Consider the following 26,123-nt stretch of genomic DNA (forward strand, 5'->3'; position numbering starts at 1 on the left):
GACGAAGAGGCCGCCATCGGTCGGCAGGGTGCCGGCGGTGGGGGCGAGCTTGGGCTTGGCGACGAGGCTGCCGGCGATCGCCAGCACGGCGACGATCGGCAGGAATCGGCCCAGGGCCATGGCGATCCCCAGCGTCACGTTCCACCAGGGCGCGTTGGCGGTCAGACCGGCGAAGGCCGAGCCGTTGTTGGCCGTGCCCGAGACGTAAGCGTAGAGGATCTCCGACAGGCCGTGCGGACCGCTGTGCATGAGGCCCTTCAGCGCCTCGGGCAGGACGGCGGCGAGGCCCGAGAAGCCCAGCATCGATAGCGGAATGATCACCACCGCCAGGATCGAGAACTGGATCTCGCGGGCCTCGACCTTCTTGCCGAGATACTCGGGCGTGCGGCCGACCATCAGCCCGGCGACGAACACCGACAGCAGGGCCATGACGACCATGATGGCGACGCCCGAGCCGATGCCGCCCGGCAGGATCTCGCCCAGCTGCATCAGGAACAGCGCGATGCCGCCGCCCAGGGGCATCAGGCTGGAGTGCATGCCGTTGACCGAGCCGTTCGAGGCCCCGGTGGTCATGGCGACCCAGGCGGCCGTGGCGGGCGCGCCGAAGCGGACCTCCTTGCCCTCCATATTGACCGAGGCGTCGACCTTGGCCGCGACCTGGGCCGGCGGGCTTTGGGTTTCGGTCGCATAGACGCCGGCCGCGCCAGCGAACAGCAGCACGAAGGCCGCGATGACGAGCGCGCGGACGTCCTTCTTGGCCAGCACCATCCGACCGAAGGCGAAGAAGGCCGCCCAGCCCAGGGTGTTGATCGAGACGGCGGTGATCAGGTTGGTCAGCGGCGTCGGGTTCTCGAACGGGTGCGCCGAGTTGGTGTTGAAGATCCCCCCGCCGTTGATGCCCAGCATCTTGATCGCCTCCTGCGAGGCGACGGCGTAGAGCGAGATCTTCTGGTCGGCGCCCTCCAGCGTATGGGCGGTAACGCCGGCGGCCAGGGTCTGAGGCAGGCCCAGGGCGACGAGAACCACCGCGACCACGAAGGCCAATGGCAGCAGCAGGTAGAGCGTCGTGCGGATCAGGTCGGCCCAGAAGTTGCCGACGCCCTCGCCGCGATTGGCGACGAACGCCCGGGCCAGAGCGGCCGCGACGGTCGCGCCGGTCGCGGCCGAGACGAAGTTCTGCACCGTCAGCACCAGCATCTGGCTGAGCGTCGACATCGTGCTTTCGCCCGCGTAGCTCTGCCAGTTGGTGTTGGTGACGAAGCTGAAGGCGGTGTTGAACGCCAGGTGCCCCGAAAGGCCGGGAAAGCCCTGCGGATTGAGCGGCAGCACGCCCTGGAGGCGCAGCACCGCGTAGACGAAGACAAAGCCGACCAGATTGAAGGCCAGCAAGGCCAGGGCGTAGGCGCGCCAGCTCTGGCTCCTGGTCGGGTCAACACCGCAGGCCTTGTAGAAGAGGCCCTCGACGGGCCGCATCACCGGATCGAGAAACGTCCGCTCGCCGTTCCAGACGCGCGAAAGAAAGACGCCCAGCGGCCAGCCGATGGCGACCGCCAGGCTCAGGGTCAGGGCGATCTCCGCCCATCCTTGCCATGTCATGGAAAAGGTCCGTCAGAACTTGTCGGGCCGCAGCATCGCCGCGACCATGTAGCCGGCGATCGCAATCGCGCCGGCGCCCCACAGGATGTTCACGAGCATCGTCAGACGCGCCTCAGCGCGGCGACGAAAGCGCCGAACAGGGCGAACAGGCCCAAGGCCAGCGCCCCATAAAGAAGATCAGCCATGACGGCCTCCTTTGGTGTCGGAGGCCAGGGACCACGAAGACGCGTAAAGGCGCGATGCGGAAGACCGAGCCGCGCATAAGGATCGCATAAAGGCGATCTGCTCGACCGAGGGTAGACTACCCCCAGGCCGAGCGCTTCGGCGTGAGCGCCATTTAGAAATCCCAGCCACGCTTTGAAGCTTCTGGGTTTGCGCCTCCCGAAAAAACCCATCAGATGAATAGGATTTCGGGACTCAGACGAGGCGTTAGCCCGCGAGGCCTTCGGGGGCGTGATGACCAGTAGCAAAACCAACAGTCCAAAAGCGCGGCTGCTCGTCGGCGCCAGCGTCCTGGCTTGCGCCGTTATGAGCGGCGTCGCTGAAGCCCGGGAGATCGTTCCCGCCGCCGCGGCGGAGGCGGAGCCTGGCCAAGCGGTGGATAAGATCATCATCACGGCGCGCCGGCGCGAGGAAAAATTGCAGGATGTGCCGATCACCGTGTCGGCCGTCTCTGGCGAGGCGCTCAAGACTGAACGTCTCGACCGAGTGGCCGACTACGCCGCCAAGATCGCCAATTTCGCGGCCTTGCAACAGAACGCGCGGGTCTCGACACTGACCGTCCGAGGCCTGGGCGGCAACGCCAACAGCGACGGCTCGGAAGCGGGCGTAGGCCTGATCGTCGACGGCGTCTTCTTTACCCACCCGGGGTTTTCGTGGCTGGACTTCGTCGACCTCGACCACATCGAGCTGGCCCGCGGTCCGCAAGGCACCCTGCTGGGCAAGAACACGACCCTGGGCGCGCTGATCGTGACGACCAAGGCCCCGTCCTATCGGCCGGACGCCACGGTCAGCGCGACGGTTTCAAGCCGCGACCACTATCAGGTTCGCGCGAACATCTCGGGCCCGATCGTCGGCGACAAGATCACTGGACGCCTGACGCTCTATGGCGACACCGGCGGCGGTTGGATCACCAACAGGATCGACGGCGAGGACTATCTGGACAATCGGCGCTGGGCGATCCGCGGGCAACTGCAGTTCGATCCCAACCCGTCCTTCACCGACCGGCTGATCATCGAACACTACGACACCGACGAGTACAACAACTACTATCCGCCGGTGGGCGATCCCCTCACCTACGTCAACGGGACCACGCGCAATGGCTGGGCGCGGAAGCTGAAGACCGGGTTCGGCTACGCCGCGTCCTATGACCTAGACGACGCCAATCTGGACACGCAGGCGCGCCTGATCTCCAAGACCGACGGGGTGTCAAACATCGCCGAGTTCAAGCTCGGCGCAAACACCCTGACCTCGGTCAGCGCCTGGCGGCGCCTGTATTACCGTCCCCACAACGACAGCGATTACACGCCCTACCCGATCTTCCGGGCGGGCTACGATGTCGACGTCGATCAGTTCTCACAGGAGCTGCGACTGGCGTCGCCGACCGGCGACAAGATCGATTGGCAGACCGGAATCTATGTTCTACGGCAGCAGGTCCGCAGCAACTACCGCGTCGAGCTTCTGTCCAAGGCCTCGGCCTTCTTCCTGGCTCCGACTCTCCCGGTCGCCATCCTGGAGGGCGTCGAGCGCGACCAGGCAGGCGCGGCCGACACCGCCAGCGCGGCGATCTTCGGCCAGGCTGCATGGCATGTGAGCGAGCGCGCCACGTTGACCGCCGGCCTGAGATACACTCACGAGTCCCGCGAGGCGTCGAACCGGGTCTTCTCGTTAGGCGGCGCGCCCCTGCCGCCCGCCCTCGCTCCGTATCGCGCGGCGGCGACGGGACCGGCCTACACGGTCAGCGGCAAGAAGGACGACGGCTCGATCTCCTGGCTGATCAACCCGTCGTACAAGATCAGCGACAACGTCCTGGCCTACGCCAGCGCCAGCTATGGCGAGAAATCCGGCGCGGCCAACCTGGGCGCCAAGGTCGGCGACGCCGTGATCATCGCCCCCGAAAAGTCGATGGACTACGAATTGGGGATCAAGACCACCCTGGCCGGCGGCCGGGCCACGCTGAACGCCAACCTCTACAACAACACGATCGACGGCTATCAGGCCACGCTCAGCGACCCGACCAGCACCCGCACCTACCTGTCCAATGTCGGCAAGGTTCGGCTGCGGGGCGTCGAGGTGGAAGGCGTCGCCCAGGTCTCCAGCCGCCTGAACCTGTCGTTCAGCACCGCCTGGGGCGAGGCCATCTACGTCTCCTACAAGAACGCGCCGCCGCCCCAGGAGTACGCCTATGTCGGCGCGCCGGCCTCCGTGGACCTTTCGGGCAAGTCAGCGCCCTTCGCCCCCAACTGGACGGGCGCCCTCAGCGCGCGCTGGGAACAGCCGCTGGCGGGCGGTCTATCGCTGTTCGCCTACGCCAACGAGACGTGGCGCAGTCGCGCCAACCTGAACCCGCTCTCGTCCTATGGCCGCCAGAACGGCTTTGCCCTGACGAACGCGGGGATCGGGGTCCGAGCCCGGGGCGAGCGCTGGTCGGTGACGCTGTGGTCCAAGAACCTGTTCGACAAGCGGTACGCCGCCGCCTTCGCCGCCGCAACGACCATCACGCCCTACACGGCCATCTTGGGCGACCCCCGCACCGTCGGCGTCACCCTGACGGCCAAGCCGTTCTAGACGGGGAATGAAGCCTTCCAGCGAAGCGCTGAAGAAAGTCCCCCGCTTTCCGGAACCTTTGCCGTGCGACGGCGTTTGGGTCCCTGCGCGCCGCAGCGCGCACGGGGGCGTGGTGTTTATCGCGACGACAATCAATGGCGCCGAGGTTCGGGGATAAGCCGCGAGCCACGGCGAGAGAACCGTTGCTGACGGGCCCGCTCCCCCGCCAAATCACCGACTAGCGTTTCGGCCGGGACCTTCATGTCGACTACAAGCTCATCGCGTTCGTCCCTGCCCTGGTCCCGGATGGAGGTCTGGGCGACCTTGGGGCTGACCCTGGTGCTGCTGTTCTTCCTGGGCAGCGGACTCGTCGCCTATCGCAATGTCGAGATGCTGCGGAGCAATAGCCAGAAGATCTGGCATTCCCACGACGTGCTGATGGCGATCGATGATCTGTTGTCCACGGTGCAGGACACCGAGACGGGACAGCGCGGCTATCTGCTGACTGGCAACGATCGCTACCTCGAGCCCTATCAAGCCGCCGTCTCCGCCGTCGCTTCACGAGCCGAGGCGGTCGAGAACCTGACACGGGACAATCCCACGCAACAGGCCAATCTGAAGGTCCTGAAGCGCCAGATCGCGGCCAAGCTCGAGGAGCTGGACGAGACGATCACTCTACGCCGCACCATTAGCGCTCAAGCCGCTCTCGCCGTGGTCAACACCGATCGCGGCAAGGCCGAGATGGACGCGATCCGCCGCCAGGTCGGCGTCATGCGGCAGGAAGAAAGCCGCCTGCGCGCCTTGCGTCTGACGACCATGGGCGCGGCGTACAACACCGCCCTGCTCAGCGGCGTGCTGGCCAGCGCGCTTGGCGGGGTGCTCACCCTGGCGGTGTTCTACCTCATCCGCCGCGCCGCCCGCGCTCAGGCGCGCGAGGAGTGGCTGCAAGGCGGCCAAGTGGGTCTTAGCTCGGCGATGATGGGCGACCTTTCCGTGGAAATGCTGGCCGACAACATCCTGGCGTTCCTGTCGCAATATCTGGGCTTCCAAGCCGGAGCGCTATTCAAGGGCCACGGCGGCCACTTCTATCGCGCCGCCAGCCTTGGCATCCCCGCCGACGCCCAGACCCAGGAGCGCTTCAGTCTCAAGGAAGGCCTCCTGGGCAAGGTGGCGGCGGAAGGCCAGGCGACGATCGTCCGCGACGTGCCGGACGGCTACATCACCATCGGTTCCGCCCTGGGCCAGGACAAGCCCCGTCACCTGGTCATCGTGCCGGTGAAGGCCGACGGCGTGGTCAACGCCGTGATCGAGCTGGGCTTCCTGCACCCGGTCGACGATCGGGTCGTGGAGTTGCTGAACCAGGCTTCGAGCGCGATCGGCGTCGGACTGCGTTCGGCCCGCTACCGCGCCGAGCTGCAGGACACGCTGGAAGAGACGCAACGCCAGTCGGAGGAACTGCAGGTCCAGAGCGAAGAGCTGCGCGTCTCCAACGAGGAGCTGGAGGAGCAAGGTCGCGCCCTGAAGGAATCCCAGACCCGCCTGGAACAGCAGCAGGCCGAGCTGGAACAGACCAACAGCCAGTTGGAAGAACAGGCCCAGATGCTGGAAACCCAGCGCGACGAGCTGGAGCGGACCAGCGCGGCCGTGGCCTTGAAAGCGCGCGAGCTGGAGCAGGCCAGCCAGTACAAGTCCGACTTCCTGGCCAACATGTCCCACGAGCTGCGCACGCCGCTCAACTCGCTGCTGATCCTGTCCAAGCTGCTCAGCGACAATCCGAACGGCAATCTGTCGACGGAACAGGTGAAATTCGCCCAGACGATCGAGTCCTCGGGCAACGACCTGCTCAACCTGATCAACGATATCCTCGATCTGTCGAAGATCGAGGCCGGCCACGTCGAGGTGCGACCCGAGACCATCTCGCTGCAGCGCCTGACGGGCGATTTGCGCCAGCTGTTCAATCCTGTCGCCGACAACCGAGGCCTCGACTTCACGATCGAGGTGGCCGAGGGCGCGCCCAAGGTGATCGAGACCGATCGCCAACGGCTGGAGCAGGTGCTGAAGAACCTCCTCTCCAACGCCTTCAAGTTCACCGAGAAAGGCGGCGTAACGCTGAAGATCGCTTCGGCGGACGACGAGCACATAGCGTTCTCGGTCAAGGACACCGGCATCGGGGTCTCCCGCGAACAGCAGGAAGCCATCTTCGAAGCGTTCCGTCAGGCCGACGGCACCATCAGCCGCAAGTACGGCGGCACCGGCCTTGGCCTGTCGATCAGCCGCCAGCTTTCGCGCCTGCTGGGCGGGTCGATCAGCTTGGAAAGCAAGCCCGGCGAAGGCAGCACTTTCACCGTCACCATCCCCCTCGCCTACGATCCGATGCGCGTGGCGCCGCGTGAGCCGCCGCGCCTGAGCGAGGCCCCCGTCGCGGCGCCCACGCCTCGGACTCGTGCGAAACGGACCTCCCTGCCGAAGACGGTCGAGGACGATCGTGATCAGGCCCTCGGCGCACGGCGCGTTCTGCTGGTCGTCGAGGACGACGACACCTTCGCCGGCATCGTCCGCGACCTGTCGCGCGAGCAGGGCTTCCAGTGCCTGGTGGCCGGCACGGCCGAGGAAGCCGTCAAACTGGCCCGCGAATTCAAGCCCAGCGCGGTCGTACTGGACGTGGGCCTGCCCGACGAGTCCGGACTGCTGGTCCTTGACCGCCTCAAGCGCGACGACGCCACGCGACACATCCCGATCCACGTGATCTCGGCCGAGGACCACAGCCAGACGGCGCTTTCGTTGGGCGCGATCGGCTACCTCGTCAAGCCGGTCAAGCGTGACGATCTGGCCGAGGTGCTGAAGACCCTCGAGGCCAAGCTGGCCAGCACCGTGCGTCGCGTGCTGATCGTCGAGGACGACCGCGTCCAGCGCGAGGCGATTGGCAAGCTCCTGACATCCGGCGATGTCGAGACGGTCGGCGTCGGCACGGCCGCCGAATGCCTGGAAGCGCTCAAGCGCGAGACCTTCGACTGCATGGTGCTGGATCTCTCGCTGCCGGATGCATCGGGCTATTCGCTGCTGGAGACGCTTAGCCTGGACGGCGACCACGCCTTCCCTCCGGTCATCGTCTATACGGGTCGCGACCTGTCGCCCGACGACGAGCAGCGCCTGCGCCGCTATTCCAGCTCGATCATCATCAAGGGCGCAAAGTCGCCCGAGCGCCTCCTGGACGAGGTCTCGCTGTTCCTGCACCAGGTGGTCGCGGCGCTACCGCCCGAGCAGCAGAAGATGATCCAGAAGGCGCGCAATCGCGACGCGGTGCTGGAAGGCCGCCGGATCCTGGTGGTCGAGGACGACATCCGCAACGTCTACTCCCTGACCAACGTGCTCGAGCCACGCGGCGCGGTCGTCGAGATCGCGCGCAACGGCCAGGAGGCGATCGAGGCGCTTGGCCGCGCGTCTCAGGATCCCGCCAAGGAGATCGATCTCGTCCTGATGGACGTCATGATGCCGGTCATGGACGGCCTGACGGCGACCCGGACGATCCGCGATGATCCGCGCTGGTCGAAGCTGCCGATCCTGATGCTGACGGCCAAGGCCATGCCCGACGATCAAGCCCGCTGCATCGAAGCCGGCGCCAACGACTACATGGCCAAGCCGATCGACGTCGACAAACTGCTGTCGCTGGTCCGCGTCTGGATGCCGAGGTAGGCGTGTCGGAGATCGAAGACCTCGAGATCCAGCTGCTGCTGGAGGCGCTCTACCAGCGCTACCACTATGATTTCCGCCACTATGCGCGGGCCTCGATCAAGCGCCGCCTGACCCAGGCGCGCAGTCAGCTGGGCTTTTCGTCGGTGTCGGCGATGCAAGACCGCGTGTTGCACGATCCGGCCATGCTGCCGCGTCTGCTCGGCTTTCTCACCGTCCAGGTGAGCGAGATGTTCCGTGACCCCTCGTACTTCCGCGCCCTGCGCGAGAAGGTCGTGCCGCACCTGCGCACCTATCCCTCCCTGAAAGTGTGGATCGCCGGCTGCAGCAGCGGCGAAGAGGTCTATTCGCTGGCCATCCTGTTCCGCGAGGAAGGTCTCTACGATCGGACGATCTTCTACGCGACGGACATCAATCCCGAGGCGCTGGCCGCGGCGGAGGCCGGGGTCTACGCCCTGGACCGCATCCGCAAGTTCACCGAGAACCACCAGAAGTCCGGCGGCAAATCCTCGCTGTCCGACTACTACACGGCCGCCTATGACCGCGCCGTCTTCGACAAGTCGCTGCGCAACCGGGTGGTCTTCTCGGACCACAGCCTGGTGACGGACGCGGTGTTCGCCGAGATGCACCTGATCTCGTGCCGCAACGTGATGATCTATTTCGATCGCCCGTTGCAGGATCGCGCGATCGGCCTTTTCCGAGAATCCCTGACGCGCAAGGGCTTCCTGGGACTCGGCTCCAAGGAGAGCCTGAGGTTCTCGGCGCACGCGGCGGCGTTCTCGGAATTCGCCGCCGCCGAGAAGATTTATCAGAGGCGCGAGCCATGAACGGCGTCCGCCTAATCGTGATCGGCGCGTCGGCGGGCGCCGTGCAGGCGCTCCTGGCGTTACTGCCCGCCCTCCCCCCTGGCTTCTCCTTACCCGTATTGGTGGTCGTTCATGTGCCGCCGGATCGCGACAACGTCCTGGCGCCGTTGCTGCAGGCCAAATGCCGCCTGACCGTCAAGGAGGCCGAGGACAAGGAGCCGCTGGTGGGCGGCGTGATCTACTTCGCGCCCTCCGACTATCACCTGCTGGTGGAAGCCGACGGGACCCTGGCGCTCTCCACGGACGAGCCAGTCAACTACTCTCGCCCTTCAATCGACGTACTGTTCGAGAGCGCGGCCGACGCCTATGGCGAGGGCCTTGTCGGCGTGATCATGACCGGCGCCAACCATGACGGCGCGGCGGGCCTCAAGGCGGTGCTGGAGGCCGGCGGCAGGGCGATCGTCCAGGACCGCGCCGAGGCCTACGCCACGGCCATGCCCGACGCCGCCTTGGAGGCTTGCCCGACAGCCTCCACTATGACCCTCGACGCGATCGCGTCCTACCTGTCGAGTTTGGGGACCGCATGACCACAGCGGACAAGCCGATCAACTTCCTTCTGGTCGACGACCTGGAAGAAAACCTCCTGGCCCTTGAGGCGCTGCTGCAGCGCGACGGCCTGACGTGCCTCAAGGCGCGGTCGGGCGAAGAGGCGCTGGAACTGCTGCTGCAGCACGAGGTCGCCCTGGCGCTGCTGGACGTCCAGATGCCTGGCATGGACGGCTTCGAGCTGGCCGAATTCATGCGCGGCAGCGAGCGCGCGCGGCATATCCCGATCATCTTCGTCACCGCGGGCGCGGCCAGCAATCAGCGTCGCTTCCGGGGTTACGAAGCCGGCGCGGTCGACTTCATCCAGAAGCCGATCGAGGCCCACATCCTGCGCAGCAAGGCCAACGTCTTCTTCGACCTCTACGAGCAGCGGCGGCAGATCGAAGCCCAGCGCGACGAGCTGGAAGCCGCGGCCCAAGCTTTGCGGCGCGCCGACCGCCACAAGGACAACTTCCTGGCCGTTCTGGCTCACGAGCTGCGCAACCCGGTCGCCGCGCTCGGCGGCGGGCTGCACCTGCTGAACAAGGACATCCCCCCCGAACGCGCCGCCGACATCCGGGTGCGCATGGAGCGCATGCTTGAGCACCTGACCCACCTGGTCGATGACCTGCTGGACGTCTCACGTGTAAGCCAGGGCAAGATCGTCCTGAAGACGACGCGGTTGGAGCTGGGCGAGGTCCTGCAATCAGCGATCGACGCCAGCCAGCACACCATCGACGCCGGCGGCCACAGCTTCGTCACCGATCTCCCGAACACGCCGATCTGGCTGAACGGCGACCATACCCGCGTGGCCCAGATCGTCTCGAACCTGCTGAACAACGCGGCCAAGTACACGCCAAACGGCGGCACGGTCTCCCTCACCGCAAGCGCCGCGGACGGCTGGGCGACCATCACGGTGTCCGACACCGGGGTCGGCATCCCCGCCGAAATGCAGTCGAAGATCTTCGAGATCTTCGCCCAGGTGGAGGATCACCTTGGCAAGGCGCAGGGCGGCCTCGGGATCGGCCTCGCCCTCGTTAAGCAGCTCGTCAACCTCCATGGCGGCGTCATCACCGTGGACAGCGCCGGAGAGAACCGCGGCAGCGCCTTCACCGTGCGGCTGCCCGTGACAGAGCCGGCGGCCTAGCTAGCGCAGCTTCGCCAGCAGCAGGCTGAGTTGCTCGCGTTCCTTGTCCGTGAGCACCGCGAAGGCCTCCTGATCGTGGAGCGCCGTTTCCTGTTCAATGCGGGCTCGCAACGCCTCGCCAGCAGGGGTCAGATGCAGGGCGTTGGTGCGCCGATCGCGCCCCGGGCGGCGCTCGATGGCGCCCAACGCCTCCATCTCATCCACGGCCTTCACCGTGCTAGCGCGATTAACGCCCAACGCTCGGCCAAGCGTGGTCTGATCGCATCCCGGATGGAGCCCAATATAGACGATCGCGGTGGCCCGAGCCGGCGTAACACCCAGCGGCGCCAGACGGGCGCCAAGGCCGGTCATCGCCCGCACGTCGGCATAGTGCAGCTGCAACCCCAGGCGGTTTCCCAGGACGCCGAAAGCGGCGATCTCTTCCATATCAGCAAAATCCCAAGAGAAATTCGTACGCCGAGTAAACTGTATTCGAATGGCTCTAAAGCGGTTCAGAGCAGAGTTCCAGCCCTGGTGCGCCCAGTTTCAGTCCGCGCGGATGGTGGGGGCCGCCCCAATAGGTGAGCCGGCGGCCATGGCGGCCTCGAAGACCTTCGCATTACGGACGGCGGCCAGGGCGTGATCGCGCATGATCTGCTCGGCCGCCAGGAAATCGCCTCGCGTGATCGCCTCGAGCACCGCCTTGTGCTGGCGATGGGCCGCCAGGAGATGGTCATACTCGGCCGCGAGATCCGTCAGGTCGAGCGCAAGCGCTCCAGCACCGGCGAAAGGCTCGAAGTTGTTGCGCGCCAGCGCCGTCTCCACCGCGGCGTTGCCCGCAGCGGCCACCAGGGTGTCGTGAAAAGCCAGATTGTAGCTGGCGTATCGATCGAGGTCTTCGGACGTCAGCCGCCCTTTGGCGAACAGGTCATCCCCCGCCTTGATCAGCTTGCTCAGATGTTCATACGTCTCCGGCGCAAGGCCCTGTTCGGCCAGGCGCCGAACCGCGAAGCCTTCCAGGACCCCTCGCACTTCAATGGCGTCTCGGATCTGGCTGATCGAGACGCCACGGGCCGCATAGCCGCGAGCGCCGAGCCTGACGACCAGCCCCTCCTGCTCCAGGCTGCGCAGCGCCGTACGCACCGGCATCCGTGAAACGCCCAGCGCGGCCGCCGTGGGGATCTCGGCGATGCGCTCGCCGCTCTTGATCTCGCCCGAGGCAATCATCTTGCGAAGGGCCATCAGCACCCGCTGGCCCGGCTTCATCCTCGGCGTCTCCATGGCCGAACCCTAGCCGACGGGTCGAGCGCATCACAAGCTCAAGATTGGATCCAATCTTGACGCCGCCGCCCACACCGTGACAATTGGATCCAATTGGCGAAGACCAAAGACCGCGTGAGGAAACGATGATGGGCACTGAACTGGCGACCTCCCTTCCCCCCTGGCCGCTCGACGCCTGGTACGTCGCGTGCGCGCCCAACGAGATCGCCGACAAGCCGCTGGGCCGGCGCATCTGTGGCCAAGCCATCGTTTTCCATCGCGGCAAGGACGGTCAGGCTGTCGCCCTGGAGGACTTCTGCCCGCACCGCGGCGCGCCGCTGTCATTGGGTTTCGTGCGGGATGGCGAACTGGTCTGCGGCTACCACGGGCTGGCCATGGGCTGCGACGGTCGCGCGTCCTCCATGCCGGGCCAGAGGGTCGGCGGCTTCCCCGCGATTCGAGCCTATCCGGTGCTCGAACGCTACGGCTTCATCTGGGTGTGGCCAGGCGATCCGGCCCAAGCTGATCCCGCCAAGCTGCATCCGCTGTTCTGGGCGGAGAGCCCGGACTGGGCCTATGGCGGCGGGCTTTATCACATCGCCTGCGACTATCGGCTGATGGTCGACAACCTGATGGACCTGACCCACGAGACCTACGTCCACGCCACCAGCATCGGCCAGAAGGAGATCGACGAGGCGCCGGTCACGACGAAGCTCGAAGGCGACGAGGTTGTGACCAGCCGGTTCATGGAAGGGATCCACGCCCCACCGTTCTGGCGCATGGCTCTACGCGGCGCCGGCCTTCCCGAGGACGCCCTGGTCGACCGTTGGCAGATCTGTCGCTTCTCGCTGCCCAGCCACGTCATGATCGAGGTTGGCGTCGCCCTGGCCGGAAACGGCGGCTACCACGCGCCGGCGGACAAGAAGGTCTCCAGCGTCGTCGTCGACTTCATCACGCCCGAGACCGAGACCTCGCACCACTACTTCTGGGGCATGGCCCGCAGCTTCGCCGTGGACGACGCCGCGCTCACGGATACGATCCGGGAAGGCCAAGGCAAGATCTTCGGGGAGGACCTGGAGATGCTGGAGCGTCAGCAGAAGAACCTGCTGGCCTATCCCGACCGCAAGCTGCTGAAATTGAACATCGACGCCGGCGGCGTCCGCTCGCGCATGGCGATCGATAAGGCCATCGCCCAAGAAGCCGCGGCGCGCGTCGGATGATCAAGGTTCGCGTCGCGTCTCGCGCCGCCGTGGCGGACGACATCGTCGGACTGGACCTCGTCCACGCCGAGGGCGGCCAACTGCCCCCGTTCAGCGCCGGAGCCCACGTCGATCTCTTCCTGGGCAACGGCCTGACACGACAGTACTCCCTGTGCAACGACCCGGCTGATCCGAGCCGCTATCGGATCGCTGTCTTGCGCGAGCCGGCTTCGCGGGGCGGCTCGGCCTTCGTGCACGACGCCTTGGTCAAGGGCGCGACGCTCACGATCAGTCCGCCGCGCAACCTCTTTGCCTTGGATGAGGCCGGGCGCGAGCATCTGCTGTTCGCCGGCGGCGTCGGGGTGACGCCAATTCTCGCCATGGCGCATCGGCTTCATGCGCTGGCAGCGCCCTTCACGCTTTACTATTGCGCGCGCTCGCGCTCCCGCGCGGCTTTCGTCGAAGAGCTGGCGAGCGCGCCGTTCGCCTCGTCGGTGCGCCTGGCGTTCGACGACGAGCCGGACACCCGCCTCGACCTCGACCAGATCCTCGCCGCGCCGACGCCGGAGCGGCGGATCTATGTCTGCGGCCCCTCGGGTTTCATGAGCTTCGTGACCGAGGGCGCGGCGGCGCGCGGATGGACGCCTGCTCAGGTTCGCAAGGAGCATTTCGCCGCCCCGATCGCTTCGAACGAAAACCAGCCCTTCGAACTCGTCCTCGCCAGCAACGGCCAAGTCGTGCCGGTGACGGCCGACCAGACGGCGGCGGAGGCTCTGGAGGCCGCGGGCGTCTTCGTGCCGCTATCCTGCGAACAAGGCGTTTGCGGAACCTGCCTGACGCGGGTGGTCGAGGGCGAGATCGACCATCGCGACGCCTTTCAGACCGACGAGGAGAAGACGGCCGGCGATCACTTCACGCCCTGCTGCTCGCGCGCGCACGGTCCTCGCCTCGTGATCGACCTCTAGGCCGGCGGCGTCAGGCCCGCTCGGCGATCAGGCGCTCTCGCAGAACGGTCTTCAGGATCTTGCCCGAAGCGGTGCGCGGCAGGGCGGGAACCAGGGTCAGCCCCTTGGGAAGCTTGTAGCGCGCCAGCCGGCTTTCGAGATGAGCCAGCACCTCGGCCAGATCCAACGCCGCCCCTTCCCGGCAGGTCGCCACCAGATGGCCGACCTCGCCCCACTGCGCGTCGGGCACGCCGACAACCGCGCATTCGACGATCGTGGGATGGTCGGCCAGGGCCGCCTCGATCTCGGCGGGATAGACGTTCTCGCCCCCCGAGATGAACATGTCCTTCTTGCGATCGACCAGCCAATGATAGCCCTCGGCGTCGGCCAGGGCGATGTCGCCAGTGCGGAACCAGCCGTCCGCGGTAAAGGCGCGGGCGGTTTCATCAGATCGCCGCCAATAGCCAAGGAAGACGTTGTCCCCCTTCAGCAGCAGTTCGCCCGGAACGCCCGCCGGGCAATCGTTGTCCTGATCATCGACGATACGGGTGAAGACCGCCGGCATGGGCAGACCCGCCGAGCCGGCCCGTGCGTCGATCAGGGAGGAATCGGCCGGCATGCCGAACACAGTCCCCGCCTCGCTCATGCCATAGCCATCGACCACCGGAATGCCCTGGGCGAGCCAGGCGCGAATATCCGAGGCCGGATGCGGCGCGCCGCCGGTGAAGATCGCCGTCAGCCGTTTCAGCGCCGAGGCGTCGAAGGCTGGCTGCGCCCGCAGCATGGCGGCCATTTGCGGCACGCAGAAATAGTGGGTCACGCCCAACGCAGGATCGCCAAGCCGCGCCAACGTCCGGCCGGGCTCGAAACCATCCGACACTAGTATGGTCCCGCCGTGCATCAGGGCCGGCCGGATCGAGGTGATCAGGCCGATGATATGGAACATCGGCGCGTCCACCAGGAAGACGCTCTCATGCGTCACCTTGCCAAGGCGGCCGAAGTTGATCGCCGTCTGGTCCAGGTTGCGCTCGGAGAGCATCGCGCCCTTGGGACGCCCCGAGGTGCCGGACGTGTAGAGGATCAGCGACGGACGCTCGCGGTCAGCCGGCGAGGCCGCCTCGGGTTCGGCCGCGTCGATTTCGGCCTGCAAGACGTCGAGATCGAGACCCTGCAGCCCCACCGTCGCCAGGAGGCCGTCGCCGACGATCAGAGCGGGCGCCGCATCCTCCACGAGGGAGGCCACCTCGGCCGGCGAAAGGCGCCAGTTGAGCGGGACGAACATGGCCCCCAACCGCGCGCACGCCAAGTGAAGGACCGCAAGCAGCACGCGGTTGCGCGCGAGGGTGGCGAGGCGGTCCCCCTCCCCGACTCCCCGCCGGCGCAGCACGCCAACGGCGCGCGCGATGGCGCCATCCAGTTCGGCATAGGTCCAGGAGCGTCCGCTCGCCAGATCAACGGCCGCCGGCCGGTCGGGCTGCAGGCGCGCCTGGAGAGCGACGTGGTCCGTCGGCGTCATCGGCTCTCCCCTTCCTTGTTGTTTCCCCCCGAAGCCCTCTCGCTCTATTTGGCGAGATTGTAGGCCCCGAGCCCTGGCTTGTAGGTCTTGTCGTCGATGAACTGCTTGATGCCTTCCTTGCGACCCTCGTTGTCGAACGAGTTGGCCGCCTCCTGCGCGCGGACCAGATAGTCCTCGGCGTTGTCGTAGGTCATCTCCTTGACCCGCCGGATCGCGTCCTTGGTCGCCTTCAGGGCCACCGGGTTCTTCTTCAGCAGCACCTCGGCCAGTTCACGGACGCGGGCCTCAAGCCTGTCGAGCGGCACGCTTTCATTGACCAGGCGCCAGGCGGCGGCCTTCTGGCCGTCGATCAGCTCGCCGGTCATGGCGTGATACATGGCGTCGCGCAGCGGCATCAGGTCGACGACCACCTTGGTCGCGCCGCCGCCCGGCAGGATGCCCCAGTTGATCTCGGACAGGGCGAACTGCGCCTCGTCGGCGGCGATGGCCAGGTCGCAGGAATAGAGCGGACCGTAGCCGCCGCCGAAGCACCAGCCATTGACCATGGCAATGGTCGGCTTCTGGTACCAGCGCAAGCGGCGCCACCAGCCGTAGGACTCGCGCTGGGCCTGCCGGGTCGCGCCCAGGCCCAGGGCCTCGGTCTCGCGGAAATATTCCTTCAGGTCCATGCCGGCCGACCAGGCCGAGCCCTCGCCGGTCAGCACCAGCACGCCGACGTCGTCGCGGAATTCCAGCTCGTCCAGCACCTGCATCATGCGCCGGTTGAGAGTCGGGCTCATGCAGTTGCGCTTGTCCGGGCGATTGAACTTCACCCAGGCGATGCGGTTCTCGACCCGGAAGGTGACGGTGTCGTCGGCTTTGGTCATGTTTAGTCCTTGAATAGAAAGAAAGGCGACGCGCGGCGCGTCAGATGGGGAAGTGGCCGGCTTGCGTCTCGACCGTGATCCAGCGCAGCTCGGTGAAGGCGTCGATGCCGGCCTTGCCGCCGAAGCGGCCGTAGCCAGAGGCCTTGACCCCGCCGAACGGCATCTGGGCCTCGTCGTGCACGGTCGGGCCGTTGACGTGGCAGATGCCCGACTGGATCCGCCGGGCGACCTTCAGGCCGCGGGCGATGTCGCGCGTGAAGACCGAGGCCGACAGGCCGTATTCGGTGTCGTTGGCCAGGGCGATGGCGTGCTCCTCGTCGCGAGCGCGGATCACGCCGACCACGGGGCCGAAGCTCTCCTCGCGGAAGAGACGCATGTCGGGCGTGACCTTGTCGACGACGGTGGCCGGCATCAGCACGCCCTTGGCCTCGCCGCCCGCCACCTGGACCGCGCCCGCCGCGACGGCGTCGGCCACCAGGCCCTGGACGTGGGTGATGGTCTTGAGGTCGACCACCGCGCCCAGCGGCGTCTTGCCCTCGCGCGGGTCGCCGACCGCCAGGCTGGCGGCCTTGGCGGCGAACTTCTGGACGAAGGCGTCGGCGACGGCCTCGACGACGATGATCCGCTCGGTCGACATGCAGATCTGGCCCTGGTTCATGAAGGCGCCGAAGGCGGCCGCCTTGACCGCTTCGTCGAGGTCGGCGTCCTCCAGCACGATCAGCGGCGCTTTGCCGCCCAGCTCCAGCAGCACCGGCTTCAGATGCTCGGCCGCGCGCTTGGCGATGATCTTGCCGACGGCCGTCGAGCCCGTGAAGTTGATGCGACGCACGGCCGGGTGATCGATCAGGGCGCCCACCACCTCGCTCGCGTCCTTGGGCGCATTGGTGACGATGGACAGAGCGCCCTTGGGAAGACCCGCCGCTTCGAAGGCCTCGGCGATCAGACCGTGGGTGCGCGGGCAGCTCTCGGAGGCCTTCAGCACGACCGTGTTGCCGCAGGCCAGCGGCGTGGCGACGGCGCGGACACCGAGGATGATCGGCGCGTTCCACGGCGCGATGCCCAGGATCACGCCGACCGGCTCGCGCACCGCCATGGCCAGACAGCCCGGCTTGTCGGACGGAATGACCTCGCCGTTGATCTGGGTGGTCAAGGAGGCGGCCTCGCGCACCATCGAGGCGGCCAGCATCAGATTGAAGCGGGCCCAGCCCTCGGTCGCGCCGATCTCGCCCATCATCGCCTGGACGAAGGCGTCGGCGCGGGCTTCCAGCGCCTCGGCGGCCTTGTAGAGCAGAGCGCGACGGGCGTTGGGCCCCAGGGCGCTCCAGGCTGGAAGCGCCGCCTGGGCCGCGTCGACCGCGGCGCGCGCCTGATCGGTCGTCATGGCGACGGAGGTCGTGGCGACCGCGCCGGTGATCGGGTCGAGGCGCTCAAAGACGGCTTGGGTCGAGCTCATGATCGTTCCTTCCCTTGGACGGCGCAGCGCGTTGTTCCGCGCGGATTATTCGTATGCCGCTCACTTTGTATGCCAGGCAAACAATGCTGACAAGTCACAATCCCTGGCGGAACCTCAAACGATTGTCAGGCCGCCAACGGCGAAGGTCGCGCCGCCCGGTCCAAGCGGTAGCGCTTGGGCGATCGCCCCTCGGCCTTGGTGAAAAACCGCGAAAAGTAGGCCGGATCCTCGAAGCCCAGATGATAGCCCACCTCGGCGATGGTCATGTTCGAGTAGAGCAACGCGCGCTTGGCCTCCAGCATTAGCCGTTCCTGGACCAGGCGCAGCGGCGACGCCCCGGCCGCGCGCATGCAGGCCGCCCTCAGGCGCGGCAAGGCCACCCCCAGCTTGCGGGCATAGGCCTCCATCGGAAGACCCTCGCGATAGTGCGCCTCGACTAGTTCGCGGAAGCGGGCCACCAGGGCGATGTGGCCGCCTTGAAGGGCCGGTCCGACGGCCTCGTCCTGAACCTGCCGGCGTAGCGCCTCGACCAGGATGGTCAGCAGGTGGGCCTCGGCGGCCGCGCCGCCGCCGGGCGCGGTCCAGACCAGCTCGCGCGACAGCTCCGCAAGCGATCCGGCGACCCGCGAGCGAGCGTCCAGCGGCGTCTGGCGGGGGACCCGGAACAGGTTGGCGAAGGCCGGCTCCCGCGCCGTCAGGTCGCGCAGATAGCTGTCGGCGATCGTCAGGACCGAGCCGGCCGTCTCGACCTCGTAGGCGAAGCCGTGCACCCGGCCGGAGGGAACCAGCAACAGACACGGCGCGGCGAAGGCGATGGTCGCGTCATCGACGTGCATCACCCCGCCGCCGGCGGAGATGTGGAAGACGTGGTTCAGGTCCGTATGCGCGTGCGCGCGTATGTTCCAATTATTGGGCCGCGTTCGATCGTCCAATTCCTCGAGGTGAATAAACTTGCCCTGCACCGTCCTCAGAGGCTCACCGAACAGGAAGAAGCTAGGAATTGCTGAACTATCGGGCACTCGCAACGCTCCTGATTAGCGTTCGCGCGCGGGCGTCGCCGATCGAAAAGTCCAATTTTTTGGCAGCTCTGTCCATCCCCACGGACCCGCTGAACCCGCACTCTCTCCCCAAGTCGCCTTAGAGCGGCGGGGCGGAAACGAGGACCACATGCGCACACAGGTCGCCATCATCGGCGCGGGACCGGCCGGGTTGCTCCTGGCCCACTTGCTGCGTCGCGCGGGCATCGACGCGGTTGTCCTGGAGCGCCGCGATCGCGGGTACGTAGAAGGCCGCGTTCGCGCCGGCGTCCTGGAGCAGGTCACGGTCAACCTGATGAACGACCTGGGCCTGGGCGATCGGATGCGCGCTGAAGGTCTGATCCATACGGGCGCCAACATCGCCTCCGACGGCGACCTCTTCCGCATCGACATGTCGGAGCTGACCGGCGGCTCGACGGTGATGGTCTATGGCCAGCAGGAGGTCATGAAGGACCTGTTCGACGCGGCCGAGCCGCGCGGCGTCCGGATCATCTTCGACGCCGAGGACGTCGCCCTGAATGACATCGATGGAACCAAGCCGTACGTCACCTGGCGCAAGGACGGCGCCGAGCACCGCCTGGACTGCGACTTCATCGCCGGCTGCGACGGCTATCACGGCGTCAGCCGCGCCACGATCCCGGACAATGTGCTGAAGACCTTCGAGCGGGTGTATCCGTTCGGCTGGCTGGGCGTGCTGGCCGACGTGCCGCCATGCGACCACGAGCTGATCTATTCCAACCACGAGCGCGGCTTCGCCCTGGCCTCGATGCGCTCGCCCACCCGCAGCCGCTACTACATCCAGTGCGGCCTTGAGGAGCGGATCGAGGACTGGAGCGACGAGCGGTTCTGGGACGAGCTCTGCCTGCGGCTGGGTCCGGAGGCCGGCGCCCGGGTGACGCGCGGGGCCTCGTTCGAGAAGTCGATCGCCCCGCTGCGCAGCTTCGTCAGCGAGCCCATGCGCCATGGCCGCCTGTTCCTGGCCGGCGACGCCGCCCACATCGTGCCGCCGACCGGGGCCAAGGGGCTGAACCTCGCCGCCTCGGACGTGATCATGCTGGGCGAGGCGCTGACCGAGCATTATCTGGAAGGCTCGGACGCCGGCCTCGACGGCTATTCGGCCCGGGCGCTCGCGCGTGTCTGGAAGGCCGAGCGCTTCTCCTGGTGGTTCACCAGCCTGACCCACCGCTTCCCCGACCGCGACGGCTTCGACCGCAAGATGCAGGTCGCCGAGCTCGCCTACATGCGCGGCTCGCGCGCCGCCCAGGTCACCCTCGCCGAGAACTACGTCGGCCTCCCGCTGGTCTAGGAGGCTTCGGAGCAAGCATGAAGAGCAAGATCTACGAGAGCGCCGCTGCGGCCCTGGAGGGCGTCGTCTTCGACGGCATGACGCTGATGTCCGGCGGCTTTGGCCTGTCGGGCAATCCCGAGACCCTGATCCCGGCCCTGAAGGATACGGGCGTCAAGGGCCTGACGGTGATCAGCAACAACTGCGGCGCCGACGGCTTCGGCCTGTGGATGCTGCTGAACAACGGCCAGATCCGGAAGATGATCTCGTCCTATGTCGGCGAGAACAAGCTGTTCGAGCAGCTCTACCTGTCGGGCGAGCTGGAGCTGGAGTTGAACCCGCAGGGCACCCTGGCCGAGCGCATTCGCGCCGGCGGCGCGGGCATCCCGGCCTTCTACACCAAGACCGGCGTCGGCACGGTCGTGGCCGAGGGCAAGCCGGTCGAGACCTTCGAGGGCGAGCAGTATGTCCGCGAGACTTGGCTGCGCGCGGACCTCGCCATCGTCAAGGCGTGGAAGGCCGACCCGGAAGGCAACCTGATGTTCCGGATGACGGCCCGCAACTTCAACCCGGTCATGGCCGCGGCCGGCAAGGTGACGATCGTCGAGGTCGAGGAGATCGTCGAGGCCGGAGAACTGGACGCCAATGCGATCCACACGCCCGGCATCTATGTCGATCGCATCATCCGCTCGACGATCAACGAAAAGCGGATCGAGAAGCTGACCACCCGTCCTCGGGACGCCCAAGCTGGGGAGACTGCGTAATGGCCTGGACCCGCGACGAGATGGCGGCCCGCGCCGCCCGCGAGCTGAAGGACGGCTTCTACGTCAACCTAGGGATCGGCATCCCGACCCTGGTCGCCAACCACATCCCCGAGGGCGTCCACGTCACCCTGCAGAGCGAGAACGGCATGCTGGGCATGGGCCCCTTCCCCTATGAGGGCGAGGCCGACCCGGACCTGATCAACGCCGGCAAGCAGACGATCACCAAGCTGCCGACCTCCAGCTTCTTCGACAGCGCCCAGAGCTTCGCCATGATCCGCGGCGGGCACATCGACCTGACGGTGCTCGGCGCGATGGAGGTGGCCCAGAACGGCGACATCGCCAACTGGACGATCCCGGGCAAGATGGTGAAGGGCATGGGCGGCGCCATGGACTTGGTCGCCGGCGTCAAGCGCGTCATCGTGGTCATGGACCACGCCAACAAGGCCGGTCAGAGCAAGGTCCTCAAGCGCTGCGCCCTCCCCCTGACCGGCGCGGCCTGCGTCGACATGGTCATCACCGATCTTTGCGTCTTCGACCTCGACCGGAAAGGGGGCGGCTTGACGTTGATCGAACTGGCGCCGGGCGTCACCCTCGACGAGATCAAGGCCAAGACCGAGGCCGATTTCGACGCGGGAGCTTTCGCATGACCACCGCCTATCTCTGTGACGGAATCCGTACGCCGATCGGCCGCTACGGCGGCGCGTTGGCCAAGGTGCGGGCCGACGACCTGGCGGCGATCCCGCTGAAGGCGCTGGCCGCCCGCAATCCCAGCCTCGACCTCTCGGCCCTCGACGAGGTCGTGATGGGCTGCGCCAACCAGGCCGGCGAGGACAACCGCAACGTCGCCCGCATGGCCCTGCTGCTGGCCGGCTATCCGGTCGAGGTCCCTGGCGTCACCGTGAACCGGCTATGCGCCTCAGGCCTTGAGGCCGTCGGCTACGCCGCGCGCGCCATCCTGTCGGGCCAAAACGACCTCGTCATCGCCGGCGGCGTCGAGAGCATGAGCCGCGCGCCGTTCGTGATGGGCAAGGCCGACAGCGCCTTCTCGCGCAACGCCGAGATCTTCGACACCACGATCGGCTGGCGCTTTGTGAACCCGGCGATGCGCAAGGCTTACGGCGTCGACTCCATGCCCGAGACCGCCGAGAACGTCGCGGCCGACTATCAGGTCAGCCGCGAGGACCAGGACGCCTTCGCCCTGCGCAGCCAGCAACGCGCGGCGACAGCCCAGGCCAACGGGTTCCTGGCGGGCGAGATCACCCCCGTCGAGATCCCCGGCAAGGCCGGCCCGACGATCGTCGATCGCGACGAGCACCCGCGCGAGACCACGCTGGAGGCGCTGGCCAAGCTGAAGCCCGTGGTCCGCGAAGGCGGCACGGTCACGGCCGGCAACGCCTCGGGCGTCAATGATGGGGCCGTGGCCCTGATCGTCGCCTCCGAAGAGGCGGTAAGGCGTCACGGCCTGACGCCGCGCGCTCGGATCACCGGCTACGCCACGGCCGGCGTGCCGCCGCGCGTGATGGGCATCGGCCCGGTCCCGGCGGTCCGCAAGCTGCTGGCCAAGACCGGCCTGTCGATCGGCGACTTCGACGCGGTCGAACTGAACGAGGCCTTCGCGGCCCAGGGCCTGGCGGTCCTGCGCCAGCTGGGCCTGCCCGACGACGGCGAGCATGTGAACGCCAACGGCGGCGCCATCGCGCTCGGCCATCCCCTGGGCGCGTCCGGCGCGCGGCTGGTCCTCACCGCCCTGCGGCGGCTCGAAGCGACCGGCGGCAAGCGCGGCCTCGCCACCCTTTGCATCGGCGTCGGCCAGGGCGCCGCCCTCGCCTTCGAGCGCGTCTAGGAGACCCTCATGAGCCTGATCCTGCCTGGTTCCTACCGCCGCGAGGACGCGGGCCAGCCGCCCTCGCTCTATCCGAACTACGCCTCGACCGTTTCGCGCTCGCCGCGAGAGCCGTTGGTCAGGATCCCCCACACCCTGACCGAGACCACCGGACCGGCCAACGCCTGGTCGCGGCTGATGGGCGAGTCGATGGCGGACCTGACGACCCAGCACAAGGGAACGCCGCTGGGCCAGCGGATCGTTGTCTCGGGCCGCGTCGTGGACGAGGACGGCCGCCCCGTACCCCACACCGTGGTCGAGGTCTGGCAGGCCAACGCCGCCGGCCGCTACATCCACAAGAAGGACCAGTGGGACGCGCCGCTCGACCCCAACTTCACCGGCGCCGGACGGGTGATCACCGACGCCGAGGGCCGCTATCGCTTCATCTCGGTGCGGCCAGGCGCCTATCCCTGGCGGAACCACAAGAACGCCTGGCGTCCGTCGCACATCCACCTGTCGCTGCTGGGCCCGGCCTTCGCCACCCGGCTGGTGACCCAGATGTACTTCCCGGACGATCCGCTGATCGAGATCGACCCGATCGCCAACGCCGTGCCCATGCCCTACCGCCAGCGGATGGTCTCGCGCTTCGATCTCGAGACGACCGAGCCCAACTGGGCCCTGGGCTACGTCTTCGACATCGTCCTGCGCGGCCGCGACGCCACGCCTTTCGAGAACGGCCAATGACCCCCGAACAAGCCCGCCCCGCCCCGCGCCAGGACAACCAGGATCCGGCGATCTTCGGCCAGACGCCCTGGCAGACGGTCGGCCCCTTCTTCCACTACGGCCTGCCCTGGAAGGGCGGCGCCGACCTGGTCGGAACCAGCGAGATCGGCGCGCGTCCCGAGCTGATGCCGCCCGAGCACTACGTGCTGGCCTCGCCCAGCCCCAAGGGCGAGATCGCGGGCGAGACGATCGTACTGGAAGGCGCGGTGATCGACGCCGACGGCCAGGTCATCCCCGACGCCATGGTCGAGATCTGGCAGGCCGATGCGGCCGGCCGCTACGCCGAGGGCAACACCGGCTTCATCGGCTTTGGCCGGTCCTCGACCAGCGAGGACGGCGTCTACCGCTTCCGGACCGTGCGTCCCGGCGCGATCGGCGAGGGCCACGCCCCACACATCGCGGTCGGCGTCTTCGGTCGCGGCCTGCTCAAGCGCCTGGTCACCCGGGCCTATTTCGAGGGCGACGCCGCCAACGCCAGCGACGCGATCCTGGACCTGGTTCCCGCCCTGCGCCGTGACACGCTGATCGCTCGCCGCGTCGGGGAAGAAGACGGGGCCGCCGTCTGGCGCTTCGACATCATCTTGCAAGGCGAGGGCGAAACGGTCTTCTTCGACATCTGACGCTGAACGGAGTCGCCCGCCCTTGCCTTCCCTGCTGCGCGACCGACCGGCCTCGACGCCGGAGATGCTGGCCGTGTTCGGCGACGAGGCGCTGCTGAAGGCGGCCCTGGCGTTCGAAGCCGAGTTGGCCCTGGCCCAGGCCGAGCTGGGCCTGATCCCGCCAGGCGACGCCGAGGCGATCGCCGCCGCCTGCGCGTCGACGCTCGACATCGCCGAACTGGCCGAGGCCGCCGCGCACGCGGGCACCCTGGCCATTCCGCTGGTCGAGCGCCTGCGGGCCCGCGTGTCGCCGCCCGAGGCCGCCGCGCGTGTCCACAAGGGCGCGACCAGCCAGGACCTCGCGGACACGGCGCTGATGCTACAGGCCCGGGACGGCGCGGCGCTGATCCGACGCGACGCGACGCGGCTGGCCGACGCCCTCGCGGCCCTGGCCCTCAAGCACCAATCCACCCCGATGCTGGGCCGCACCCTGCTCCAGGCCGCCCTGCCAATCACCTTTGGCCTGAAGGTCTCGACCTGGCTGTCGGGCGTGGCCGGGGCGCTTGAGCGCTTCGAGCGCGAGACCGCCGCCATCCGCCTGCAGTTCGGCGGCGCGACCGGCTCGCGCGCCGGTCTCGACGGACAGGGCGCGGCGCTGGCGGAGCTTTTAGCCGCGCGGCTCAACCTTCCGCCCGCCCTCCCCTGGCACGCAGAACGCCAGGACGTGGCGGGTCTGGCATCCGCGTTGGCCATCCTGACCGGCGCGATCAGCAAGATCGCCGGCGACGTCGCGCTGATGGCCCAGGTCGAGGTGGGCGAGGCCTTCGAGCCGCGCCAGACCGGACGGGGCGGCTCTTCGGCCATGGCCCACAAGCGCAATCCGACCGGATGCCAGGTGGCGCTCTCGGCGGCGATCCGCGCGCCGCACCTAGCCGCCACCATCGTCTCGGCCCTGCCCCAGCAGCACGAGCGCGGCCTCGGCGGCTGGCAGGCCGAAGCCCCGGTGCTGGCCGAGCTGTTCCAACTGACCCACGGCGCCCTCGCCGCCATGGCCGCCGTCATCGAAGGCCTGGAGGTCGATGAGGGCCGCATGGCCGCCAACCTCACGTCCGCCCAGGTCGGGACCGACACGGGCGAGAGCGCGGCGCTGGTCGCCCAGGCGCTGGCCGCATACGAAAAGGACCGCTGATGCCCTTCGCGATCTCGCACGGCGCCCGCCTCTATTGGCGTCAGGACGGCGCGGCCGACAAGCCGGCCCTGGTGCTGCTGACCTCGATCGGCACGGATCTGTCGCTCTACGATCCGGTTGTCCCGCTGCTGACCCCGGACTTCCGCGTGATCCGCATGGACACCCGCGGCCACGGCGCCTCGGACGCGCCGGCGGGCGACTACACGCTCGACCTTCTGGCCGACGATGTGCTGGCGGTGATGGACGCGGCCGGCGCGGCCAAGGCCAGCCTTTGCGGCACGTCGCTGGGCGGCATGATCGCCATGGCCCTGGCGACCAAGGCCCCCGAGCGCGTCGAGGCCTTGATCCTGGCCTGCACCTCGCCAGCCATGGATCCTTCCACCTGGAACCAGCGGCTGGCCCTGATCCGCGCCGAGGGCATGGGCGCGATCGTCGAGGCGGTGATGGGCCGCTTTTTCTCCGACGCCTTCCGCGCCCAGCACCCCGAGGTCGTCGAGACCGTGCGCGCCGGCATGCGGGCTCAGAGCGTCGACGGTTATGCCGGCTGCGGCGCGGCCATCCGCGATATGGCTTTGCTCGAGCGGCTGCCGGCCATCGCCGCCCCGACCCTGGTGGTCACCGGCGTCAAGGACCTCGCCACCCCCTATGAGGGCCATGGCGAGCGCATCGTCGCCGCGGTCGCGAACACGCGCCATGTCGAGATCGGCGGGGCGCACCTGCCCAGCCTGGAAGCGCCCACGGCCCTGGCCGGCGCGGTGCGGGACTTCGTGCGCGAGGTCCGACGCGGGACCGCCGCGCGCGAGGCCAAGGACACGCTGTTCGAGGCGGGTCTCGAAA

At 67.7% G+C, this 26,123-nt stretch carries 22 protein-coding genes; 15 read left to right on the plus strand and 7 right to left on the minus strand.

Annotated features, from left to right (window positions below; genetic code table 11):
* A partial coding sequence (gene kdpA / locus AX690_RS11285; RefSeq protein WP_066730378.1) for a potassium-transporting ATPase subunit KdpA occupies nucleotides 1–1,596 on the minus strand: 1,596 nt, incomplete at its 3' end.
* Nucleotides 1,597–2,052: 456 nt separating this feature from the next.
* Here kdpA and AX690_RS11295 point away from each other — a divergent pair.
* From AX690_RS11295 to AX690_RS11315, 5 genes are all read left to right on the plus strand, one after another.
* A complete protein-coding gene (locus AX690_RS11295; RefSeq protein WP_066685445.1) occupies nucleotides 2,053–4,383 on the plus strand; it encodes a TonB-dependent receptor in 2,331 nt (776 codons plus the stop codon).
* A gap of 285 nt (nucleotides 4,384–4,668) precedes the next feature.
* The gene (locus AX690_RS11300; protein WP_066685447.1) at nucleotides 4,669–8,055 is read left to right on the plus strand and encodes a response regulator; all 3,387 of its coding nucleotides are present in this window, start codon (nucleotides 4,669–4,671) and stop codon (nucleotides 8,053–8,055) included.
* 2 nt (nucleotides 8,056–8,057) lie between these two features.
* Entirely contained in the window at nucleotides 8,058–8,879 is an 822-nt protein-coding gene (locus tag AX690_RS11305; RefSeq protein ID WP_066685449.1) for a protein-glutamate O-methyltransferase CheR, read from the plus strand.
* Nucleotides 8,876–9,445: a chemotaxis protein CheB gene (locus AX690_RS11310; RefSeq protein WP_066685451.1), complete on the plus strand. Its 570-nt coding sequence runs from the start codon at nucleotides 8,876–8,878 to the stop codon at nucleotides 9,443–9,445. Before AX690_RS11305 ends, AX690_RS11310 begins: the two co-directional genes overlap by 4 nt.
* Entirely contained in the window at nucleotides 9,442–10,590 is a 1,149-nt protein-coding gene (locus AX690_RS11315; RefSeq protein WP_066685453.1) for a hybrid sensor histidine kinase/response regulator, read from the plus strand. The genes AX690_RS11310 and AX690_RS11315 overlap by 4 nt, the downstream gene beginning before the upstream one ends.
* Here AX690_RS11315 and AX690_RS11320 read toward each other — a convergent pair whose 3' ends face one another.
* Complete coding sequence (locus AX690_RS11320; RefSeq protein WP_066685455.1) at nucleotides 10,591–11,016, minus strand: MarR family winged helix-turn-helix transcriptional regulator; 426 nt, start codon at nucleotides 11,014–11,016, stop codon at nucleotides 10,591–10,593.
* 99 nt (nucleotides 11,017–11,115) lie between these two features.
* Nucleotides 11,116–11,850, minus strand: coding sequence for a GntR family transcriptional regulator (locus AX690_RS11325; RefSeq protein ID WP_066685457.1), 735 nt, complete (start codon nucleotides 11,848–11,850; stop codon nucleotides 11,116–11,118).
* Nucleotides 11,851–11,978: 128 nt separating this feature from the next.
* Between AX690_RS11325 and AX690_RS11330 the strand changes: the two genes are divergently transcribed.
* Both AX690_RS11330 and AX690_RS11335 read left to right on the plus strand, forming a co-directional pair.
* A complete protein-coding gene (locus AX690_RS11330) occupies nucleotides 11,979–13,049 on the plus strand; it encodes an aromatic ring-hydroxylating dioxygenase subunit alpha (RefSeq protein ID WP_066685560.1) in 1,071 nt (356 codons plus the stop codon).
* Nucleotides 13,046–13,993: a PDR/VanB family oxidoreductase gene (locus tag AX690_RS11335; protein WP_066685458.1), complete on the plus strand. Its 948-nt coding sequence runs from the start codon at nucleotides 13,046–13,048 to the stop codon at nucleotides 13,991–13,993. The genes AX690_RS11330 and AX690_RS11335 overlap by 4 nt, the downstream gene beginning before the upstream one ends.
* Nucleotides 13,994–14,003: 10 nt before the next feature.
* Here AX690_RS11335 and AX690_RS11340 read toward each other — a convergent pair whose 3' ends face one another.
* From AX690_RS11340 to AX690_RS11355, 4 genes are all read right to left on the minus strand, one after another.
* Nucleotides 14,004–15,488, minus strand: coding sequence for an AMP-binding protein (locus AX690_RS11340; RefSeq protein ID WP_066685459.1), 1,485 nt, complete (start codon nucleotides 15,486–15,488; stop codon nucleotides 14,004–14,006).
* A gap of 44 nt (nucleotides 15,489–15,532) precedes the next feature.
* Nucleotides 15,533–16,354: a p-hydroxycinnamoyl CoA hydratase/lyase gene (locus AX690_RS11345; RefSeq protein ID WP_066685460.1), complete on the minus strand. Its 822-nt coding sequence runs from the start codon at nucleotides 16,352–16,354 to the stop codon at nucleotides 15,533–15,535.
* A gap of 40 nt (nucleotides 16,355–16,394) precedes the next feature.
* Nucleotides 16,395–17,807 (minus strand): aldehyde dehydrogenase, encoded by a 1,413-nt coding sequence (locus AX690_RS11350; RefSeq protein ID WP_066685462.1) that lies wholly within the window; start codon nucleotides 17,805–17,807, stop codon nucleotides 16,395–16,397.
* Between the two features lie 125 nt (nucleotides 17,808–17,932).
* Nucleotides 17,933–18,826, minus strand: coding sequence for a helix-turn-helix domain-containing protein (locus AX690_RS11355; protein ID WP_066685463.1), 894 nt, complete (start codon nucleotides 18,824–18,826; stop codon nucleotides 17,933–17,935).
* A gap of 148 nt (nucleotides 18,827–18,974) precedes the next feature.
* Here AX690_RS11355 and pobA point away from each other — a divergent pair, with 148 nt between their 5' ends.
* The 8 genes from pobA to pcaD all read left to right on the plus strand — a co-directional run.
* Nucleotides 18,975–20,150, plus strand: coding sequence for a 4-hydroxybenzoate 3-monooxygenase (pobA, locus tag AX690_RS11360; protein WP_066685464.1), 1,176 nt, complete (start codon nucleotides 18,975–18,977; stop codon nucleotides 20,148–20,150).
* A gap of 17 nt (nucleotides 20,151–20,167) precedes the next feature.
* A complete protein-coding gene (locus AX690_RS11365) occupies nucleotides 20,168–20,893 on the plus strand; it encodes a CoA transferase subunit A (protein ID WP_066685466.1) in 726 nt (241 codons plus the stop codon).
* Nucleotides 20,893–21,540: a CoA transferase subunit B gene (locus AX690_RS11370; protein ID WP_013079462.1), complete on the plus strand. Its 648-nt coding sequence runs from the start codon at nucleotides 20,893–20,895 to the stop codon at nucleotides 21,538–21,540. The genes AX690_RS11365 and AX690_RS11370 overlap by 1 nt, the downstream gene beginning before the upstream one ends.
* A complete protein-coding gene (gene pcaF, locus AX690_RS11375) occupies nucleotides 21,537–22,736 on the plus strand; it encodes a 3-oxoadipyl-CoA thiolase (RefSeq protein ID WP_066685468.1) in 1,200 nt (399 codons plus the stop codon). The genes AX690_RS11370 and pcaF overlap by 4 nt, the downstream gene beginning before the upstream one ends.
* A 9-nt stretch (nucleotides 22,737–22,745) precedes the next feature.
* A complete protein-coding gene (gene pcaH / locus AX690_RS11380) occupies nucleotides 22,746–23,459 on the plus strand; it encodes a protocatechuate 3,4-dioxygenase subunit beta (protein WP_066685470.1) in 714 nt (237 codons plus the stop codon).
* Nucleotides 23,456–24,118, plus strand: coding sequence for a protocatechuate 3,4-dioxygenase subunit alpha (gene pcaG / locus AX690_RS11385; RefSeq protein ID WP_066685471.1), 663 nt, complete (start codon nucleotides 23,456–23,458; stop codon nucleotides 24,116–24,118). Before pcaH ends, pcaG begins: the two co-directional genes overlap by 4 nt.
* Before the next feature lie 22 nt (nucleotides 24,119–24,140).
* On the plus strand, nucleotides 24,141–25,286 hold the full coding sequence (gene pcaB, locus AX690_RS11390) for a 3-carboxy-cis,cis-muconate cycloisomerase (protein ID WP_082769619.1): 1,146 nt from the start codon (nucleotides 24,141–24,143) through the stop codon (nucleotides 25,284–25,286).
* Nucleotides 25,286–26,123: 3-oxoadipate enol-lactonase (pcaD, locus tag AX690_RS11395; protein WP_066730379.1), on the plus strand; the 838-nt coding region annotated here is incomplete at its 3' end. The genes pcaB and pcaD, both read left to right, overlap by 1 nt.

Origin of the sequence: Caulobacter sp. CCH9-E1 (genome assembly GCF_001556515.1) — a bacterium.
Lineage (GTDB): Bacteria > Pseudomonadota > Alphaproteobacteria > Caulobacterales > Caulobacteraceae > Caulobacter.